The organism is Bradyrhizobium sp. (genome assembly GCF_047605465.1).
Lineage (GTDB): Bacteria > Pseudomonadota > Alphaproteobacteria > Rhizobiales > Xanthobacteraceae > Bradyrhizobium.
The window spans coordinates 1-19,989 of sequence record NZ_JASGFS010000047.1; the positions used below are offsets into that span (position 1 = coordinate 1).

General features: G+C 65.3%; 15 protein-coding genes and 1 pseudogene. 9 read left to right on the top strand and 7 right to left on the bottom strand.

The window, feature by feature from the left end:
* The 4 genes and pseudogenes from QM712_RS26440 to QM712_RS26455 form a co-directional block, all read left to right on the top strand.
* A pseudogene (locus QM712_RS26440) lies at window positions 1-165 on the top strand (acetyl-CoA C-acyltransferase); the annotation flags it as partial.
* 165 nt (window positions 166-330) lie between these two features.
* Window positions 331-1,521: a pimeloyl-CoA dehydrogenase large subunit gene (gene pimC, locus QM712_RS26445; protein ID WP_415026094.1), complete on the top strand. Its 1,191-nt coding sequence runs from the start codon at window positions 331-333 to the stop codon at window positions 1,519-1,521.
* 133 nt (window positions 1,522-1,654) lie between these two features.
* A complete protein-coding gene (gene pimD, locus QM712_RS26450) occupies window positions 1,655-2,797 on the top strand; it encodes a pimeloyl-CoA dehydrogenase small subunit (RefSeq protein ID WP_415026095.1) in 1,143 nt (380 codons plus the stop codon).
* A 147-nt stretch (window positions 2,798-2,944) separates the two neighbouring features.
* Entirely contained in the window at window positions 2,945-3,718 is a 774-nt protein-coding gene (locus QM712_RS26455; protein WP_128960771.1) for an SDR family NAD(P)-dependent oxidoreductase, read from the top strand.
* A gap of 12 nt (window positions 3,719-3,730) precedes the next feature.
* Here QM712_RS26455 and QM712_RS26460 read toward each other — a convergent pair whose 3' ends face one another.
* Together QM712_RS26460 and QM712_RS26465 are read right to left on the bottom strand one after the other, a co-directional pair.
* Window positions 3,731-4,624 carry a hypothetical protein gene (locus QM712_RS26460; protein ID WP_415026096.1) on the bottom strand — a complete coding sequence of 298 codons (894 nt, stop codon included), beginning with the start codon at window positions 4,622-4,624 and terminating at the stop codon, window positions 3,731-3,733.
* Between the two features lie 2 nt (window positions 4,625-4,626).
* The gene (locus QM712_RS26465; RefSeq protein WP_415026097.1) at window positions 4,627-5,985 is read right to left on the bottom strand and encodes an MBOAT family O-acyltransferase; all 1,359 of its coding nucleotides are present in this window, start codon (window positions 5,983-5,985) and stop codon (window positions 4,627-4,629) included.
* Between the two features lie 172 nt (window positions 5,986-6,157).
* Here QM712_RS26465 and glpK point away from each other — a divergent pair, with 172 nt between their 5' ends.
* Window positions 6,158-7,663 carry a glycerol kinase GlpK gene (gene glpK / locus QM712_RS26470; RefSeq protein WP_415026098.1) on the top strand — a complete coding sequence of 502 codons (1,506 nt, stop codon included), beginning with the start codon at window positions 6,158-6,160 and terminating at the stop codon, window positions 7,661-7,663.
* A gap of 396 nt (window positions 7,664-8,059) precedes the next feature.
* Window positions 8,060-8,224: a hypothetical protein gene (locus tag QM712_RS26475; protein ID WP_415026099.1), complete on the top strand. Its 165-nt coding sequence runs from the start codon at window positions 8,060-8,062 to the stop codon at window positions 8,222-8,224.
* Between the two features lie 90 nt (window positions 8,225-8,314).
* On the opposite strand, the gene QM712_RS26480 is transcribed toward QM712_RS26475, so the two are convergent.
* From QM712_RS26480 to metF, 3 genes are all read right to left on the bottom strand, one after another.
* Window positions 8,315-8,629: a hypothetical protein gene (locus tag QM712_RS26480; RefSeq protein ID WP_415026100.1), complete on the bottom strand. Its 315-nt coding sequence runs from the start codon at window positions 8,627-8,629 to the stop codon at window positions 8,315-8,317.
* A gap of 521 nt (window positions 8,630-9,150) precedes the next feature.
* On the bottom strand, window positions 9,151-13,008 hold the full coding sequence (metH, locus tag QM712_RS26485; RefSeq protein WP_415026101.1) for a methionine synthase: 3,858 nt from the start codon (window positions 13,006-13,008) through the stop codon (window positions 9,151-9,153).
* A gap of 6 nt (window positions 13,009-13,014) precedes the next feature.
* Window positions 13,015-13,932, bottom strand: coding sequence for a methylenetetrahydrofolate reductase [NAD(P)H] (metF, locus tag QM712_RS26490; RefSeq protein ID WP_415026102.1), 918 nt, complete (start codon window positions 13,930-13,932; stop codon window positions 13,015-13,017).
* A 381-nt stretch (window positions 13,933-14,313) separates the two neighbouring features.
* Between metF and QM712_RS26495 the strand changes: the two genes are divergently transcribed.
* Complete coding sequence (locus tag QM712_RS26495; RefSeq protein ID WP_415026103.1) at window positions 14,314-15,333, top strand: LLM class flavin-dependent oxidoreductase; 1,020 nt, start codon at window positions 14,314-14,316, stop codon at window positions 15,331-15,333.
* A 111-nt stretch (window positions 15,334-15,444) separates the two neighbouring features.
* Here the strand turns inward: QM712_RS26495 and QM712_RS26500 are convergent, their stop codons facing one another.
* Together QM712_RS26500 and QM712_RS26505 are read right to left on the bottom strand one after the other, a co-directional pair.
* Window positions 15,445-16,305: a prephenate dehydratase gene (locus QM712_RS26500; RefSeq protein WP_415026104.1), complete on the bottom strand. Its 861-nt coding sequence runs from the start codon at window positions 16,303-16,305 to the stop codon at window positions 15,445-15,447.
* Window positions 16,306-16,342: 37 nt separating this feature from the next.
* A complete protein-coding gene (locus QM712_RS26505; protein WP_415026105.1) occupies window positions 16,343-17,083 on the bottom strand; it encodes a 3-deoxy-manno-octulosonate cytidylyltransferase in 741 nt (246 codons plus the stop codon).
* 219 nt (window positions 17,084-17,302) lie between these two features.
* Between QM712_RS26505 and QM712_RS26510 the strand changes: the two genes are divergently transcribed.
* Together QM712_RS26510 and QM712_RS26515 are read left to right on the top strand one after the other, a co-directional pair.
* Entirely contained in the window at window positions 17,303-17,851 is a 549-nt protein-coding gene (locus QM712_RS26510; RefSeq protein ID WP_415026106.1) for a c-type cytochrome, read from the top strand.
* A 214-nt stretch (window positions 17,852-18,065) separates the two neighbouring features.
* Window positions 18,066-19,976 carry an extracellular solute-binding protein gene (locus QM712_RS26515; RefSeq protein ID WP_415026107.1) on the top strand — a complete coding sequence of 637 codons (1,911 nt, stop codon included), beginning with the start codon at window positions 18,066-18,068 and terminating at the stop codon, window positions 19,974-19,976.
* The last annotated feature ends 13 nt before the right edge of the window (window positions 19,977-19,989 follow it).

The following is a 19,989-nucleotide window of genomic DNA, read 5'->3' on the forward strand; positions in this document are numbered from 1 at the left end:
AACGGCGGCGCGATCTCGGTCGGCCATCCCTACGGCATGTCGGGCGCGCGCCTCACCGGCCACGCCCTGATCGAAGGCCGCCGCCGCAAGGCGAAATATGCGGTCGTCACCATGTGCGTCGGCGGCGGCATGGGCGCGGCGGGACTGTTCGAGGTGTTGCAGTAGTTGCTGTCGTGTCCCGGCCCTGAGCGCAATCGCGCACAGGAGCCAGGACCCATGCTCCGCAGCAGGAGTGTGGAACGCAGACGATGATGGCCTTCGCGACAACGAAGGCCGGTGGTTATGGGGCCCGGCCTTCGCCGGGGCGACAAGAATTCACAGGAGGATCCGATGGATCTCGCATTCACTAGGGAAGAGCAGGCGTTTCGCGAGGAAGTGCGGTCATTCTTCCGCGACAACGTGCCGCCGGACACGCGGCGCAAGCTGGTCGAGGGCCGCCACCTCTCGAAGGACGAGATGGTGACGTGGTGGCGCATCCTCAACAAGAAGGGCTGGGGCGTCAGCCACTGGCCGAAGCAGTATGGCGGCACGGGATGGACCTCGGTGCAGCACTACATCTTCAACGAAGAGTTGCAGTCCTATCCGGCGCCGCAGCCGCTCGCCTTCGGCGTCAGCATGGTCGGCCCGGTGATCTACACCTTCGGCAACGAGGAGCAGAAGAAGCAGTATCTGCCGCGCATCGCCAACGTCGACGACTGGTGGTGCCAGGGCTTCTCGGAGCCGGGTTCGGGCTCGGACCTCGCCTCGCTCAAGACCAAGGCCGAGCGCAAGGGCGACAAGTGGATCATCAACGGCCAGAAGACCTGGACCACGCTGGCCCAGCACGCCGACATGATCTTCTGCCTCTGCCGCACCGATCCCTCCGCCAAGAAGCAGATGGGCATCTCCTTCATCGTCTTCCCGATGAAGTCGAAGGGCGTCACGGTGCGTCCGATCCAGACCATCGACGGCGGCCACGAGGTCAACGAGGTCTTCTTCGACGACGTCGAAGTGCCCTACGAGAACCTGATCGGCGAGGAAAACAAGGGCTGGGATTACGCGAAGTTCCTGCTCGGCAATGAGCGCACCGGCATCGCGCGCGTCGGCGTCTCAAAGGAGCGTCTGCGCCGCATCCGCGACCTCGCCGGCAAGGTCGAGTCCGGCGGCAAGCCGATCATCCAGGACGCCGCGTTCCGCGAGAAGCTGGCCGCCTGCGAGATCGAGCTGAAGGCGCTCGAGCTGACCCAGCTTCGCGTCGTCGCCGACGAGGGCAAGCACGGCAAGGGGAAGCCCAATCCGGCCTCCTCGGTGCTGAAGATCAAGGGCTCCGAGATCCAGCAGACCACCACCGAGCTGCTCATGGAAGTGATCGGCCCGTTCGCCGCGCCCTACGACGTGCACGGCGACGACGGCTCGAACGAAGCCATGGACTGGACCGCCCAGATCGCGCCGAGCTACTTCAACAATCGCAAGGTCTCGATCTACGGCGGCTCCAACGAGATCCAGCGCAACATCATCGCCAAGGCGGTGCTGGGACTGTGATCCCAGGTCGTCACAACGCATTCGCCGTCATGGCCGGGCTTGAACCGGCCATCCACGCCTGGCGGCACCCAGAACGTGGATGCCCGGCACAAGACCGGGCATGACGAAACCGATACCGGGAGAGTAGAGAACCATGGATTTTGATCTGTCCGAGGAGCAGCGGCTCCTCAAGGAAAGCATCGACGGCCTGCTGACCGATTCCTACGATTTCGAGCAGCGCAAGAAGTACATGAAGGAGAAGGGCGGCTGGAGCCAGGCCGTCTGGGGCAAGCTCGCCGAGCAGGGTCTTCTGGGCCTGCCCTTCGCGGAGGCCGATGGCGGCTTCGGCGGCGGCGGCGTCGAGACCATGATCGTGATGGAAGCGCTCGGCAAGGCGCTGGTGCTGGAACCCTATCTCGCGACGGTGGTGATCGGCGGCGGCTTCCTGCGCCACGGCGGCTCCGATGCGCAGAAGGCCGCGCATGTGCCGGGCATCATCGACGGCAGCAAGACGCTGGCTTTCGCCCAGGTCGAGAAGAATTCGCGCTACGATCTCTTCGACGTCTCGACGACCGCGAAGAAGAAGGGCGACGGCTGGGTCATCGACGGCGAGAAGTTCGTCGTGCTCAACGGCGAGAACGCCGACACGCTGGTCGTGACCGCCCGCACCAAGGGTGATCGCCGCGACAAGACCGGCATCGGCGTGTTCCTGGTGCCGTCGAACGCCAAGGGCGTCGGCCGCAAGGGCTATCCGACCCAGGACGGCCTGCACGCCGCCGACGTCACCTTCACCGGCGTCGAGGTCGGCAGCGATGCCGCGCTCGGAAATCCCGAGGACGGTCTCGCGCTGATCGAGCGTGTCGTGGACGAGGCCCGGGTCGCGCTCTGCGCCGAGGCGGTCGGCCTCATGGACGAGTCGCTCAAGACCACGGTCGAGTACATCAAGACGCGCAAGCAGTTCGGCGTCGCGATCGGCTCGTTCCAGTCGCTGCAGCATCGCGCCTCCGACATGTTCGTCGCCGCCGAGCAGGCGAGGTCGATGTCGATGTTCGCGACCATGGCCGGCGATTTCGAGAACGCCAAGGAGCGGGCGAACGCGATCGCCGCGGCCAAGGTGCAGATCGGCAAGTCGCTGAAGTTCGTCGGCCAGCAGTCGATCCAGCTCCACGGCGGCATCGGCATGACCATGGAGGCGAAGATCGGCCACTACTTCAAGCGCCTGACCATGATCGAGAACACCTTCGGCGACACCGATTACCACCAGCGCCGCGTGGCGGATGGCGGCGGGTTGATCTAGCGACACGAGGACTGTCATCCCCCGCGAAAGCGGGGGATCCAGTACGCCGCGGCTCTTCGCTTCCAGCCGCGCCGCTTCTGGAATACTGGATCGCCCGGTCAAGCCGGGCGATGACATCGAACAAGCGGACGCAGCGGAGCAACAACAATGAAAAACACCCCGTTCGATCTCACCGGCAAGGTCGCCGTCGTCACTGGCTCCAGCCGCGGCATCGGCCGCTCCTCCGCCGAACTCCTGGCGAAGCTCGGCGCCAAGGTCGTGGTCTCCTCGCGCAAGGCCGACGCCTGCAAGGAGGTCGCCGACGGGATCAACGCCGCCGGCGGGGATGCCATCGTCATTCCCTGCAACATCGCGCGCCGGAACGAGGTCGAGGCGCTGATCTCCGGCGCCACCAAACATTACGGCAAGATCGACATTCTCGTCTGCAACGCCGCCGTGAACCCGTATTACGGCCCGCTGCTCGACATCACCGACGAGGCGTTCGACAAGATCATGGGCTCGAACGTCAAGAGCAACATCTGGCTCTCGGCGCTGGCGATCCCGCAGATGGCCGAACGCGGCAACGGTTCGGTCGTCATCATCTCCTCGATCGGCGGCTTGCGCGGTTCGACCGTGATCGGCGCCTACGGCATCTCCAAGGCCGCCGACTTCGCGCTGTGCCGTTCGCTCGCCGGCGAGTGGGGCCCGAAGGGCGTCCGTGTCAACTGCATCGCGCCCGGTCTCGTCAAGACCGATTTCGCCCGCGCGCTGTGGGAGGATGAAGCCAATCTCAAGCGCCGCACCGCCACCACGCCGCTGCGCCGCATCGGCGAGCCCGACGAGATCGCAGGCGCCGTCGCCTACCTCGCCTCCGATGCCTCGAGCTTCATGACCGGACAGACCATCGTCATCGATGGCGGCGTCACCACGGCGGCGGTCTAGCCGGTCCTTCTCCTATGGCCGGTGCGCGTCGATGCGCGCGGCCATGGCGCTCTCGATGGCGCGGACGACGATCAGCGCCGACCGCTCGTCCAGATGCACGCCGTCGGCCCAGCGCAGCTCGCTCAGCGGCGGATCGATCGGCAGCCAGAGTGCGGGGTCCGGGAACGCCTCATGGGCGATCTCCTTGGTCGTCCGCACCCAGCTGGAGGCCTCGATCTCGGGCGCGAATGGAACGTGAATCAGGAAGACGCGCGTGCCCCGCCGCTGCAGCTGATCGATGAGCGCCCTGATGCGGGCCACATTCAAGCGCGCAGGCACGCTCGGGTCCCCCTCGCTCAGCTGTTCGAGCGCGCGATCCAGATGAGGCCTGTTGTTGAACGTGCTTGGCGGCCGGCTCAGCAGATTGTCCCGCTCGGCGCGCGCCTGGGCCGGATCGGGAGGCGCGTGATTCCAGTTTTCATAGGCCGCGATCGCCGTCCGCACCGGGCGCAGGAGCAGCGGCTCCGCGCGCGCCCCGCCGGAAAATCTCTCGATCAAGGAAGTGTCGCCGAGGCGCGACAGGACATTCGTCTCGATCAGGATGATCTTCGGCAGGCGCGGCTGGTTCGCGGCGATCTCGAGGCTCGTCAACGGCGAACCGGCCGCCACCGCGAGATTGCGGACGCGAGGCAGCGAGTAATATTGCTCCTTGAGGCGCCAGGTGACCGAGCTGCCGACCAGCACGATGTCCGGAATGGGCTCCCGCACATAGCGGTTGAGGGTGACGAGGCTGCCGTCTCGCGTCGTGACCGCGGGCTGCTGGAGCGTCGAGCCGAAGCGCGCCGTGGCGAGGCCGCATGCGAGCACCAGCACCGCCGCGACGGTTGCGCATCGGACCAGCCAAGAGATCGTTGAAGCCTGCTGCATCGTCAGAACTGGAAATAGATGAAAGCGCTGTCGGGCCCGGCTTCGAGACAGGCGAGTGCCGCGAGCGCGCCGTAGAGATACGGCTCCCATCGCCGCAACCGGCCCTCGACGAGGGCGCCGATGCCGATGTGCTGGATGATCACCGGCAGGGCGTAGAGCAGGGCGAGATTGTAGAACAGCTTGGGCGGGTTCGGCGCCTCCGTCGCCGTGAACATGCCGTTGAGATAGCCGAGCGCGTGCTCGAAGTTCGGCAGCTTGAAGAAGATCCAGAGCATCGTGACGCAGAAGAACACGACGCCCATCCTGATCACCCGCATCGCGGGGCCGGTATCGCCGAGAAGCTTCAGGAACGGCCGTTCGGCGACGAGCAGGAGCCCGTGGGCCATGCCCCACAGCGCATAGCTGAGGCTGGCGCCGTGCCACAGCCCGCCGAGCGTCATCACGATCATCAGGTTGAGGCAGGTTCGGGCGGGTCCATGCCGGTTGCCGCCGAGGGGAATGTACAGATAGGTCCTGAGCCAGCTCGACAGCGAAATGTGCCAGCGCGTCCAGAATTCCGAGAACGAGGCCGAGATGTAGGGCAGGTTGAAGTTCACGGGCAGGCGATAGCCGAACAGCAGCCCGAGCCCGAGCGCGATGGCGGAATAGCCGAAGAAATCGGCATAGATCTGGTAGCTGTAGAGAAACACCAGCAGCCAGCGGTCCTGCGTGCGCAGCGTCTCATGGAGCGGGAAGTCCATATAGGACGTCATCTCGTTGAGATTGTTCGCCACGTACAGCTTGAAGAAATAGCCGACCAGGATCCATTTCGCCGCCTCCACGAAGGCGATGTCGGCGATCCGCTTGGGAACGATCTGCGGCATGAATTGCGCCGCGCGCGTGATCGGCCCGGACACGAGCTGCGGGAAGAAGATGATGTAGAGGAACACGTCCCGCAGGCGTGCGGGGCGCTTCTCGCGCGTCAGGTCGACCAGCAGGCTGATGTTGTGGAATACGAAGAACGAGATGCCGATCGGCAGCGGCAGCCGCAGCAGGAAGTCGATCGGCGCCGCGTCCGTCAGGTGAGGCGCGGCGGCGTCGACGAACAGGAACTTGTACTTGAAGAACGCCAGCAGGCCGAGATTGAAGACGATGCCGGCCGGCATCCAGATGCGCCGGTTCTCGAACGCGAGCACCAGGCAGGCATAGGTGCCGAGCACCGCGACGAGCAGCAGCGGCAGCAGCTCCGGCTGGCCGTAGCCGTAGAAGAACACGCTCGCGAGGACCAGCAGCTGCACCTGGAAACGGCGCAGGGGAGGCAGGTAATAGGCGCCGAACACGACCGCGACGAAGACGCCGAACTGAAGAGAAGTGAAGGTCATGCCGCCCCATTTGCAGGTCCGGCGTGTACCATTTTCGTACTCGCCGTCCTAGCCTGTCGGTGCGCGTCGTCGCTTGTTCGCGAGGACGCGGTGCACTTGACCTTGCCGTGCTAATCCGCTCCCTTTGGCGCGACACAATGACGCCCCACCGGGAAACACCAAGGTAGCTTCCATGTCTTTCGTCCTCGCCATCGACCAGGGCACCACTTCCTCGCGCGCGATCGTGTTTCGCGGGGATATTTCCATCGCGGCGTCGGCGCAGCAGGAGTTTCCGCAGCATTTTCCCGCCTCGGGCTGGGTCGAGCACGAGCCGGAGGACATCTGGACCTCGACCGTGAAGGTCTGCCGGGCCGCGATCGAGAAGGCCGGCGTCACGGCAAAGGACATCGCCGCGATCGGCATCACCAACCAGCGCGAGACCACCGTGGTGTGGGACCGCGCCACCGGCCAGGCCGTGCACCGCGCCATCGTCTGGCAGGACCGCCGCACCGCCGACATCTGTGCCAGGCTGAAGGCCGACGGCCGCGAGCCGGTCATCTCCGAGAAGACCGGCCTGATCATCGATCCCTATTTCTCCGGCACCAAGGTCGCCTGGATCCTCGACCATGTGCCGGGCGCGCGCGCCCGGGCCGCGCGCGGCGAGCTGATGTTCGGCACCGTCGACTGCTACCTGCTCTGGCGTCTCACCGGCGGCAAGGTGCACGCCACCGATGCCACCAACGCCTCGCGCACGCTGCTTTTCAACATCCATACCGGCCAGTGGGACGACGAATTGCTGGAGATCATCGGCGTGCCGCGCTCGATGCTTCCCGAGGTGAAGGATTCGTCGGCGCGCTTCGGCGAAAGCGAGCCGGAATTGTTCGGCGGCGCGATCGCGATCTCCGGCATCGCCGGCGACCAGCAGGCCGCGACCATCGGCCAGGCCTGTTTCCGCCCGGGCATGATGAAGTCGACCTACGGCACCGGCTGTTTCGCCCTGCTCAACACCGGCACCACCCCCGTGGTGTCGAAGAACAAGCTGCTCACCACCATCGCCTATCAGCTCGACGGCAAGCGCACCTACGCGCTCGAAGGCTCGATCTTCGTCGCGGGCTCGGCGGTGCAGTGGCTGCGCGACGGTCTCGGCATCATCAAGCATGCGGCGGAGACCGGCCCGCTCGCCGACCAGTCCGACTCCATGCAGAGCGTCTACCTCGTGCCGGCCTTCGTCGGCATGGGCGCGCCCTACTGGAATCCACGCGTGCGCGGCGCGCTGTTCGGGCTCACCCGCAACACGGGGCCTGCCGAGCTCGCCCACGCCGCGCTCGAAAGCGTCTGCTACCAGACCTTCGATCTCTGGGCCGCGATGCGGGCCGACTGGCCGAGCTCCGAAATCGCGAGCGTCGTGCTGCGCGTCGACGGCGGCATGACCGCGTCCGACTGGACCATGCAGCGCCTCGCCGATCTCCTCGACGCGCCGGTCGACCGGCCCGTGATCCAGGAGACCACGGCGCTGGGCGCCGCCTATCTCGCGGGCCTTGCCGCCGGCGTCTATCCCGAACCCACGAAGTTCGCCGACAACTGGCGCCTGGAACACCGGTTCAAGCCGAACATGAGCGAGGCGACGCGGGAGCGGAAGCTCGCGGGCTGGGCGCGGGCGGTGAAGGGCGTGCTCGCGAGCGACGAGGGGGAGGCCTAATCGGATCCCTGGCCCGGATGGAGCGCAACGAAATCCGGGGCGACGGAGATCGAGGCAGCTCCCGCATCGCTCCGCTCGTGCGCGGGCAGACCGCGTTCGCCCCGAAACGTCCCGGATTGATCCAGGGGGGCAAGCCGGCTCCTTCCGCGGAGCCGGCCGGATGCGACAGGGCGGGGGAACTTGCCGGGGAAGGTCCCCACAGAAAATGTTTCGCTATGAAGCATGAACCTTGGCACGGATCATGCTGACTAATCATTGCCGGGGTTTTGCATCATCCCCCCGGGGCTGGAAGCCGCCGCCCGCGATACATTTAAGCGGGCGGCGTTTTTGCGTGCGGGAACTCCTTGCGACCGCCGACATTGCGTCTCGACGTTCAGCAGACACTGGGAGTCATGCATGGATGAAAAGTTCCGTCGCGAGACCGCACGCAGGATCATGAGAGAGGGTGCCGAATTGCGCCACCTGGCAGCACATGCGGAACTCGACACACTGACCCATCTGCTCAGCATGGTCATTCTGGAAGCCTCCAGCATGGCGGATACGCGCGACGGCGCAGGCTGAGCTTCCCTGCAATGTCCCGGTTTGCGCCAAGGCGTGTGCCAATTGGGACAGCACGCATAGGGCAGCGCTGCTGCCACGCCGCTCAGTTCGTCACGGCTTGTCCCAGCCGCTGTCGGCGCGCGTCTGCTCCTGAACCTCGAGCATCGCCCTCAGTGTATCGGAGCTAAGCTTGCCCGTCGCCGAGGGGACATGCTGCTCGGCGGCGTTGAGCGGCTGTTGTGACGGCCGGGCGGTCGCGCGGGCGAAGGTCGGCTGGGCAGAGGTGTTGTCTGTCTCGGTCTCGTCGGCCTCGTCTGCGGCGAAAAGGCCGTACGCGGATCCGATGGCGCGCCGCCGCCGGGTCTCCCGCGGCTTCGGGGGCGCTGGCGTATAGATGATCGGCGGCAGGGTATGGTGGCGCGACACGGCCCGTCTCCGCTGGCCTCGTCCCGCAATCAGCCGCTGATTCGAGGGCTTGCGCCACTTACAAATCCGTCATGCCGGGATTGGTCGAAAGCCCGCGCGACATGTTGCGGATTGCGACGATGAGCGGGCAGTGTCATCCGCGTGCCGGGGAGCATGACCGGCGCGATCCGCGATGATCGTCTGTTACAGGTGTTTTGCCCGACGGGTCAATCGTGTTTCGGAAAAATAGCAGGTCGTGGGAGCCGGACCTTCTACTGTGCATGGGTTGTTTTTCGGTTTTTTGCTGGAGACCTTCGTCGCCTCTCCCGCAGGCTCGCGGTCACCACCCCGGCGGTCAGGATGGTCCTCGCGCCGCCCGCTCCACCGTCGTCCCGGCAACGCCGGGGCCCATAGCCACGGAAGCAGTCAGGCGAACGCTGGCAGTCGGCCTCTCCATGACCACGCAGGCTGTCCGCCACCGCGAGACCTCGCGGTATGGGTCCCGGCCTTGCCGGGACGACAGCGGAGATGCGGGCCGGAGGCTAGCCTGCGCCTGCGCGCTTCTTCTGCCAGACCAGATGCACCGCGCAGTTGCAGCCCTGCGGATGCGAGGCGAGGTCCTTCGGCGTCTCGTCGTTGGCGGGGGTCGCCGCGAAGGCGTCGTTCGCGCCCTGCTGCGCCGGGATGTAGTTCAGGATCGGCGCGAGCCAGCGCTCGACCTCCGCGACCGTCATCTCCTTGCGCGCGGCGTAGTCCTCGACCTGGTCGCGCTCGATCTTGCCGACGCCGAAATAATAGCTCTCGGGGTTCGCCAGATAGAGTCCGGAGACGGACGAGCCGGGCCACATCGCGAAGCTTTCGGTCAGCTTCACGCCGGCGGTGTTCTCGGCGTCGAGCAGTTCGAACAGCGTCGCCTTCTCGGTGTGGTCGGGCTGCGCCGGATAACCCGGCGCGGGGCGGATGCCCTGGTACTTCTCCAGGATCATCTCGTCGTTGGTGAGAGCTTCATCGGGCGCGTAGGCCCAGAACTCGCGGCGCACGCGGGCATGCATGCGCTCGGCGAAGGCCTCCGCGAGGCGGTCGGCCAGCGCCTTGCACAGGATCGAGGAATAGTCGTCGTTGGCCATCTTGAAGCGATCGGCGACCGCGTCCTCGCCGATGCCGGCGGTGACGACGAAGCCGCCGACATAGTCGGGCACGCCGGTGTCCACCGGCGCGATGAAGTCGGACAGCGCGGCGTTGAAGCGCCCCTCGCGCTTTTCGAGCTGCTGGCGCAGCGTATGCAGCGTCGCGATCTTCTTCGTGCGGCGCTCATCGGCATAGAGCACGATGTCGTCGCCTTGCGCGTTCGCCGGCCAGAAGCCGACCGTCGCGCGGGCGCGGAACCATTTCTCCTTGACGATGGTGTCGAGCATCTTGCGCGCGTCGTCATAGAGCGAGCGTGCGACCTCGCCGACGACATTGTCGTCGAGGATGGCAGGGAAGCGGCCGGCCAGCTCCCAGGTCTGGAAGAACGGCGTCCAGTCGATATAGGGCACCAGCTCGGCGAGGTCGTATTCGTCGAAGCTCTTGATGCCGAGGAAGGTCGGCTTCACCGGCTTGTTCGCGTTGAAATCGACCGGGACGCGGTTGGCGCGTGCGACCGAGAGCTTGAGGCGCTTCTTGTCGGCCTGCGCGCGCAGATGGGCCGCGGAGATCTTGGCATATTCGGCGCGAACCTCGGCGGCATAGGCATCCCGCTTCTCCGGCGACAGCAGCGCGGAGGCGACGCCGACCGCGCGGCTGGCGTCGTTGACATGCACCACGGGGCCGGCCTGGTAGCTCGGGTCGATCTTGACGGCGGTGTGCACGCGGCTCGTGGTGGCGCCGCCGATCAAGAGCGGCAGCTTCAGGCCCTCGCGCTGCAATTCACCGGCGAAGAACGCCATCTCGTCGAGCGAGGGCGTGATCAGGCCCGAGAGGCCGACGATGTCGGCCTGCTCCGCCTTCACCGTCTCGACGATCTTGGCGGCCGGCACCATCACGCCGAGGTCGATGACCTCGAAATTGTTGCACTGGAGCACGATGCCGACGATGTTCTTGCCGATGTCGTGGACGTCGCCCTTCACGGTCGCGAGCACGATCTTGCCGGCGGAGGAATTCTTGCCGGAATCGACGCCGTTCGCGGCGTTGCGCGCCTTCTCCTCCTCCATGAACGGCATCAGCCAGGCGACCGCCTGCTTCATGACGCGGGCCGACTTGACCACCTGCGGCAGGAACATCTTGCCGTCGCCGAAGAGGTCGCCGACCACGTTCATGCCGGCCATCAGCGGTCCCTCGATCACGTCGAGCGGACGCGTCGAGGTCTTGCGGGCTTCCTCGGTGTCCGTGTCGATGAACTCGGTGATGCCGTGGACGAGTGCGTGGGACAGCCGCTTCTCGACAGGCCATTCGCGCCAGGCGAGATCGGCTTCCTTGGTCTGGGCCTTGCTGCCGCGGAACTTCTCCGCCAGCGCGAGCAGGCGCTCGGACGCGCCGGGATCGCGGTTGAGGACGACATCCTCGCACACCTGGCGCAGCTCGGGGTCGATGTCGTCGTAGACGACCATCTGTCCGGCGTTGACGATGCCCATGTCCATGCCGGCCTTGATGGCATGATAGAGGAACACCGAGTGCATGGCCTCGCGCACCGGCTCGTTGCCGCGGAACGAGAAGGACAGGTTGGAGACGCCGCCCGAGATGTGCGCGTGCGGCAGGTTCTGGCGGATCCAGCGCGTCGCCTCGATGAAGTCGACGCCGTAATTGTTGTGCTCCTCGATGCCGGTCGCGATCGCGAAGATGTTCGGATCGAAGATGATGTCTTCCGGCGGGAAGCCGACGCGGTCCACCAGGATGTCGTAGGCGCGCTTGCAGATCTCGGTCTTGCGCGCGAACGTGTCGGCTTGGCCGACCTCGTCGAACGCCATCACCACGACGGCCGCGCCGTGACGGCGGGCGATCTGCGCTTCGTGGATGAACTTCTCCTCGCCCTCCTTCATCGAGATCGAGTTGACGATCGGCTTGCCCTGCACGCATTTCAGGCCGGCCTCGATGACGGTGAATTTCGAGGAATCGACCATCACGGGCACGCGCGCGATGTCGGGCTCGGCGGCGACGAGATTGAGGAACGTCACCATGGCGGCCTCGGAATCGAGCAGGCCCTCGTCCATGTTGACGTCGATGATCTGCGCGCCGTTCTCGACCTGGTCCCGCGCGACCTGGAGGGCCGCCGTGTAGTCGCCGTTGGTGATCAGCTTGCGGAAGCGCGCCGAGCCGGTGACGTTGGTACGCTCGCCGACGTTGACGAAGGGAATGGCGGACGTCAGCTCGAACGGCTCGAGGCCCGAAAGCCGCAGTCGCGGCTCGATCTCCGGCACGGCACGCGGCTTGTGCGGGGCGACGGCGGCGGCAATCGCCGCGATATGGTCGGGCGTGGTGCCGCAGCAGCCGCCGACGATGTTGACGAGGCCGTCGCGGGCAAACTCGCCGATCAGGCGGGCCGTGTATTCGGGGCTCTCGTCGTACTGGCCGAACTCGTTGGGCAGGCCGGCATTGGGATAGGCGCAGACCAGCGTATCGGCGACGCGGCCGATGTCGGCGATGTGGGCGCGCATGTCTTCGGCGCCGAGCGCGCAGTTGAAGCCGATGGTGACGGGCTTGCTGTGCCGCACCGAATTCCAGAAAGCTTCCGGCATCTGGCCGGAGAGGAGGCGGCCGGACTTGTCGGTGATGGTGCCGGACACCATCACGGGCACATCGATGCCGCGTTGTTCCGTGATCTCGGCGATCGCGTAGAGCGCCGCCTTGGCGTTCAGGGTGTCGAAGATGGTTTCGACCAGCAGCAGGTCGACGCCGCCGTCGAGCAGGCCGTTGATCTGCTCGCCATAGGATTTGCGCAGATCGTCGAAGGTCACGGCGCGGTAGCCGGGATTGGCGACGTCGGGCGAGATCGAGGCGGTGCGGTTGGTCGGACCGATGGCGCCGGCCACGAAGCGCGGCTTGCCGTCCTCGGCCTCGACACGCCTCGCGGCGTTGCTGGCGAGGCGGGCGCCTTGCAGCGCCATCTCGTAGACGATGTCGGTGAGATCGTAGTCGGCCTGCGCGATCGAGGTGGTCGAGAACGTGTTGGTCGCGACGATATCGGCGCCGGCGCGCAGATAGTCGGCGTGGATGTCCTCGATCGCCTGGGGCTGGGTGAGGATCAGGAGATCGTTGTTGCCGCGCAGGTCGCGGTGAAAATCCTTGAAGCGTTCGCCGCGAAAGGCGGCTTCGTCGAACTGCAGCCCCTGGATCACCGTGCCCATGGCGCCGTCGAGCACCAGGATGCGCTCGCGCGCCGCGTCGAGGAGAGCCGTACGTTTTGGCGAGACGGGTGCAGTCATCTGATCTTACGCAGCCTTCTGGATGGTCTTGGCGCGAATGCCGAGCAGATGGCTGATCGCGAACACGAGATCGGCGCGGTTCATGGTGTAGAAATGGAAGGCGTCCACGCCGCGCTTCGCGAGCTTCTGCACCTGGCCGGCCGCGACGGTTGCGGCCACCAGCTTCCGCGTCTCGGCGTCGTCGTCGAGGTTCTCGAATTTCGAGGCGAACCAGTCCGGCACTGTCGTTCCCGCGCGGGTCACGAAATTGCGGGCCTGCTTGAAATTGTGCATGGGCATGATGCCGGGCACGATCGGAATCTCGATGCCGCGGCTACGCACGCGATCGAGGTAGCGGAAATAGAGGTCGTTGTCGAAGAAGACCTGGGTGATGGCGCGCGTCGCGCCGGCGTCGACCTTGGCCTTCAGCGTATCGATGTCGGCATCGAAGTCGCGCGACTCCGGGTGCTTCTCGGGATAGGCCGAGACCGAAACCTCGATGTCGGCGTGACGCTTCTTGATTCCGGCGATGAGTTCGGCCGAGGTTTGATAGCCGTCGGCACGGGTGGAGTAGGGCGTGCCGATGCCGCCGGGCGGGTCGCCGCGCAGGCCCACGATGTGGCGGACGCCCACCTGGTGATAGCGGTCGACGATCTCGTCGATCTCGCCGCGCGAGGCGCCGACGCAGGTGAGATGCGCGGCCGGCAGCAGCGAGGTCTCCCTCAGGATGCGGGCGATCGTGGAATGGGTGCGCTCGCGGGTCGAGCCACCGGCGCCGTAGGTCACCGAGACGAATTTCGGGTCAAGCGGGGCGAGGCGGTTGATCGTGTCCCAGAGATTGCGCTCCATCTCCTCGGTCTTGGGCGGAAAGAACTCGAAGGAAATGGCGGGCCGTTTCACCCCAAGGTGTCCGTCGGCCTGCGCAGGCGTCGTCAGATCGGTCATCGCACCCTCATTCCAAGTCCTGGCGGCCAGCGGTCGGTCCCGTCTGGAGGTGGCAAGATAAGGCAAAGCCGATTGGATCGACAGCCCACCAAGAATGGGAAATTGCCCACTATCGCTACTTCTATCGAAGCATATTGCTGAGTTCGCCTTTGAGTGGGAATTCGGCTTTAGAAATTATTCTATATATATCATATAATTAATTGTGTTCGATTGAAGTAAGGTCGCGTTAACAAGGGTGGGCTAGGAGATTTCATTGTTACAAAACTGTTTATTGTCCCAACTCCCATCCGGCGCGGTGAAGCTGGGCGCTCGGCACGGACACGCCAGACCTGCGCGGTTGGCCCATTGTGGCGGCCCAGCTCTCCACTAATTTAGCGGACCATGATTCCGCTCTCGGTCCTCGATCTCTCCGTCGTCACCACCGGCACGAAGCCGGCCGCGGCGCTGCGCAACAGCATCGATCTGGCTCGCCATGTCGATGGGCTCGGATATGTCCGCTACTGGCTCGCCGAGCATCACAATCTGGCGTCCGTCGCGAGCCCTGCACCCGACGTGATGATCGGGCAGATCGCGGCGGTCACTAAGCATATCCGCGTCGGCTCCGGCGGCGTGATGCTGCCCAATCACGCCCCGCTGGTCGTGGCCGAGCGCTTCAAGATGCTGGAAGCGTTGTTCCCGGGGCGTATCGACCTCGGCCTGGGCCGCGCCCCCGGCACCGACGGTGCCACGGCCTACGCACTTCGCAGCCGGCTCGACCGCCGCGAGGGTGACGATTTCCTGGAACGGCTGCACGAGCTGATCCTGTGGGAGACGCGCGAATTTCCCTCCGGGCATCCCTACAACAATGTCGTCGCGATGCCCGACGACACCAAGCTGCCGCCGATCTGGCTGCTCGGCTCCAGCGACTATTCATCGGAATTGGCCGCGCAGGTCGGCATGGGCTTCGCCTTCGCCCATCACTTCGCGTCCCACGATGCGATCGGCGCGATGGTGCATTACCGCAACCGTTTCCAGCCATCGGCCTGGCGCGCGAGCCCCTATGCGATCCTCGCTGTCGCCGTCATTGCCGCCGATACCGATGACGAGGCCGAACAGCTCGCTAGTTCGTTCGATCTCAACCGTCTGCGCCGCGACCGCGGCCAGTATCTGCCGCTGCCGAGCGTCGAGGAGGCGCTGGCCTATCCCTATACGGACTCCGAGCGCACCTCGATCCTCCGCAACCGTTCGCGCCTGTTCGTCGGCAGCCCCGCGACGGTGCAGAAAAGGCTGCAGCCGCTGATCGATGCGAGCAAGCCGGACGAACTGATGGTGATCACCGCGGTCTACGACCACGAGGCGCGGAAGAAGTCGTATTCGCTGCTGGCGGAGGCGTTCGGGCTTGCGAAAAGCGCGGCGGCATAGGGGCCGCATGCCCCGGAGGCCGTGACGCGCTGCTGGGCCGGCCCCGTTAGACCCCTGGAGTTGCGCAGCCTCCGTGTCCCGGGTCGCGCTCAGCGGGTCCGGGACACGGGATTAGTCCTGCTGCGTCTCGCTGAAGGTCGCCCGGAACGGGTGGCCCGGATACACGCCGACGATGCGGAATTCACGCGAGAAGAACTTCAGCTCCTCGATCGCGAAAGCGAGACCCTTGTCGTCGGGATGACCATCGACATCGGCATAGAACTGCGTGGCGAAGAAATTACCGTCGACCATATAGCTCTCGAGCTTGGTCATGTTGACGCCGTTGGTGGCGAAGCCGCCGAGCGCCTTGTAGAGCGCGGCGGGCAGGTTGCGCACCCGGAATACAAAAGTCGTGACCAGCGGGCCCGAGCCTTGGGCCGCCCATTTCGGCTCGCGCGCCAGCACCACGAAGCGCGTCGTATTGTGCGACTCGTCCTCGATGTCCTCGGCGAGGATGTCGAGGCCGTAGATCTGCGCGGCGAGACGCGAGGCGATCGCGGCGACGGTCTTGTCCTTGCGCTCGGAAATGTCGCGGGCGCTGCCGGCGGTGTCGGCGTGCACGATCGGCTTGATGCCGAGCTTGCGGATCACGCGCCTGCACTGGCCGAGCGCGTGCACGTGGCTCTCGACGCTCTTGATGTCGGACAGCTTGGTGTCCTTCACCGCCATCAACTGATGCCGGACCGGCAAGAACCATTCGCCGATGATGAAGAGGCCGGAGGCCGGCAGCAGGTGATGGATGTCGGCGACCCGGCCCGCGACCGAATTCTCGATCGGGATCATGCCCAGATCGGCCTCGCCCGACGAGATCGCCGAGAGAGCGTCCTCGAAGGTGGCGCAGGGCAGCGGCTCGGCGTCGGGAAACGCCTCCACGATGGCAATATGGGAATTGGCTCCGGGCTCGCCCTGGAATGCGATTTTCAGCTTGCTCATGTCTAGAAATGCTCCTGCGGCGCCTTGTAGCAGCCGCTCAGGATTTGGAAAGTATTCTGCGGGCGGTTTCGAGGTCCGCGGGGGTGTCGACCCCGCGCGGCACGCTGTCGACGATGGTGAAGTCGATCCGCATGCCGTCCTCCAGCGCCCGGAGCTGCTCGAGCTTCTCCTGCAGCTCCAGCGGCGAAGGCGGCAACGAGACGAACCGCTCCAGCGCGGCGCGGCGATAGGCATAGAGGCCGATGTGGTGGTAGCGCGGTCCGTCGCCGGTCGGCGCGGTGGCGCGGGTGAAATAAAGTGCGCGCATGCGCTTTCCACCGAGCGAGGTTCCCACAGCCTTCACGACGCTGGGGGCGAGGTCCTCTTCCTCGGTGTGGATCTGCGAGGCCAGGGTCGCGATGTCCACGGCGGGGTCGTCGAGCGGCGGCAGCACGTCGCGGATGTTGCCGGTCGTGATCGTCGGGAAGTCGCCCTGCAGATTGACCACAATCTCGGCCTTGCCGGCCGGATCGAGCTTCTGCATGGCCTCGTGGATGCGGTCCGAGCCGGACGGATGGTCCGGGCTGGTCATCACGGCCTCACCGCCATGGGCGATGACGGCGGCGGCGATCTCATCCGTGTCGGTCGCGACCGCGACCCGGCCGATGCCGGCGGCCTCGGCGCGCCTCAGCACGTGCACGATCATCGGAAGGCCCGCGATGTCGGCAAGCGGCTTGCCGGGCAGGCGGGTGGCGGCCATGCGGGCCGGGATCAGCACCAGGATGCGAGGGTCGGTCATCGGGTCAAGGGCCTGGAAACGGGGCGTTTTCCGCGCCGAGAAATGGGGTGGGGATGGGCCGAAAGGCGGGCCGTTTATACGGGTTGCCAGAGCACGGGCAAACCGATATCTCAATGGCAAAACTCGGGGGGATAGAAGGAATGTGTGATTCTCCCGAGGCTCGTCCTGGCGGCTGTTTGGGCCGCTTGATCCTTCTTGCGGTGTGGGGCCTGGCCGGAAATGGACTCGTTTGAACTCAACAAGATCATGGGTGCCGTGCTCGGTACCTGTCTCATTCTGCTGGTGACGAGCTTCGCCGCCCAGGCGCTGTTTTCGCCGAAGCTGCCGGAAAAGCCGGGCTTCGAGATCGCCGTGAAGGAAGAGGCCGGCGACAAGGGTGGCGCCGCCGCAGCCGCGCCGTCCGAACCGATCGAAAAGCTGCTCCAGACCGCTTCCATCGAGAAGGGTGCCACCGCCGCCAAGAAGTGCGGTGCCTGCCACACCTTCGAGAAGGGCGGCCCGAACCGCGTCGGCCCGAACCTCTATGGCATCGTCGGCGAGCCGAGGGGCGAGGGACGCGGCTTCAACTTCTCGGCTGCGATGAAGGGCAAGGGCGGGACCTGGACCTTCGACGACCTCAACAAGTTCATTGCCAACCCCAAGGGGTTCATCCCGGGCACCGCGATGGGCTTCGCCGGTATTCCGAAGGACTCCGAGCGCGCCGACGTCATCGCCTATCTGAACTCGCTGTCGGAGCATCCGCAGCCGTTGCCGACTGCATCGAAGTAAGCTCTTTCGACAATCGATCTTGGACGACGCGGCCAGGCTGAAAAGCCTGGCCGTTTCCGTATCCGGGCCTTGCGGCGTCGCTATCGGGGCGTTTCGCCGCAGCGAATGGCCGTTCCGGGCTTCCAAGATGAGGAAAAAGCAACATATTCGGTCGAAACCTCGCCTATATTGCGCACTTAAAGGGGTGACCCTCCTTCAAGACAGGGATGTTGATTTGGCCATTACCCGACGCGATCTCCTGCTCACCGGCACCGCTGCCGCTGCGCTTCCCGCCTTCGGTTCCGTAGCGGGCTTTCCCGTCGTCGATACGGCCGCTGCGCAGTCGGGGAGTGGTCCGGCTTCGAGTGAGTTGCCCTGGCGCCATGCTCTGTCGCTGTTCGGCGACATCAAATATCCCGCCGATTTCAAGCGCTTCGATTACGTCAATCCGGATGCGCCCAAGGGTGGCGTCGCGCGCCTGATCTCGCTCGGCACTTTCGACAATTTCAATCTCGCCGTCGCCGGCATCAAGGGCTCGCTCGCGCCGGCCGCGACGCTGATCTACGAAACCCTGATGACCCGCTCTCAGGACGAGGTCGCCACCGAATATGGCGAACTCGCCGAGTCCGCACAGCATCCGGACGACTTCTCCTGGGTGACCTATCGGCTGCGGAAGGAAGCGCGCTGGCACGACGGCAAGCCGGTGACGCCCGAGGACGTGGTCTTCTCACTGGAGACGCTGAAGAAGCTGAGCCCGATGTACGCCTCCTACTACCGCCATGTGACCAAGGTGGAGAAGATCGGCGAACGCGACGTCAAGTTCACCTTCGACGCGCCCGGCAATCGCGAATTGCCGACCATCGTGGGCGAGCTCACGGTGCTGCCGAAGCACTGGTGGGAGGGCACCGATGCACAGGGTCGCAAGCGCGACGTCAGCGCGACCACGCTGGAGCCGCCGCTCGGCTCCGGTCCCTACAAGATCAAGGAATTCGTGCCCGGACGCTCGATCAAGCTCGAACGGGTGAAGGATTACTGGGGCGCCAGCGTCCCGAGCCAGATCGGCACCAACAATTTCGACGAGCTGCGGTTCGAGTTCTTTCGCGACAACATCGTCGCGCTGGAGGCGTTCAAGGCGGACCAGGCCGACTGGATCGCGGAAAACTCAGCCAAGCAATGGGCAACGGCCTACGATTTCCCGGCGGTGACCGATAAGCGGGTCGTCAAGGAAGAATTTCCGATCAACGATTCCGGCCGCATGCAGGCCTTCGCCTTCAACATCCGCCGCGACCAGTTCAAGGATGTGCGGCTGCGCCGGGCCTTCAACTACGCCTTCGATTTCGAGGAGATGAACAAGCAGCTCTTCTACGGCCAGTACAGCCGCATCAAGAGCTACTTCGAGGGGACGGAGCTCGCCTCGTCCGGCTTGCCGGAGGGGCAGGAGCTGCAGATCCTGGAGACCGTGAAGGACAAGGTGCCTCCGGAGGTTTTCACGACGGTCTACCAGAATCCCGTCGGCGGCAGTCCGGAGGCCGTCCGCGCCAATCTGCGCGAGGCGGCCAAGCTGTTGAAGGAGGCCGGATTCGAGGTGCGCGATCACAAGCTGATCGGCGCCTCCGGCAAGCCGCTCTCGGTCGAAATCCTGGTGCAGGACCCGTCGTCGGAGCGCATCGCGCTGTTCTACAAGCCGTCGCTCGAGCGGATCGGTGTCAGCACCTCGATCCGTGTCGTCGACGACGCGCAATACCAGAACCGGCTGCGCAGCTTCGATTTCGACATGATCATCGATCAATGGGGCGAGTCGCTCTCGCCGGGCAATGAGCAGCGTGAGTTCTGGGGATCCCAGGCGGCGGAGACGCCGGGTGCGCGCAACACCATCGGCATCAAGAATCCCGCCGTCGATGCGCTGATCGAAAAGGTGATCTACGCGAAGGACCGCAGCGAGCTGGTCGCCGCGACGCACGCGCTGGATCGCGTGTTGCTGTGGAATTTCTATCTCGTGCCGCAATTCACCTACGGCTTCGCCCGCTACGCCCGCTGGGACCGCTTCAGCCATGCCGAGCCGCTGCCGAAATATGGCCGGTCCGGCCTGCCGACGCTGTGGTGGTATGACAGTGAGAAAGCAGCCCGCATCGGAAAACGCTCTTGAGGAAGCAATTGCG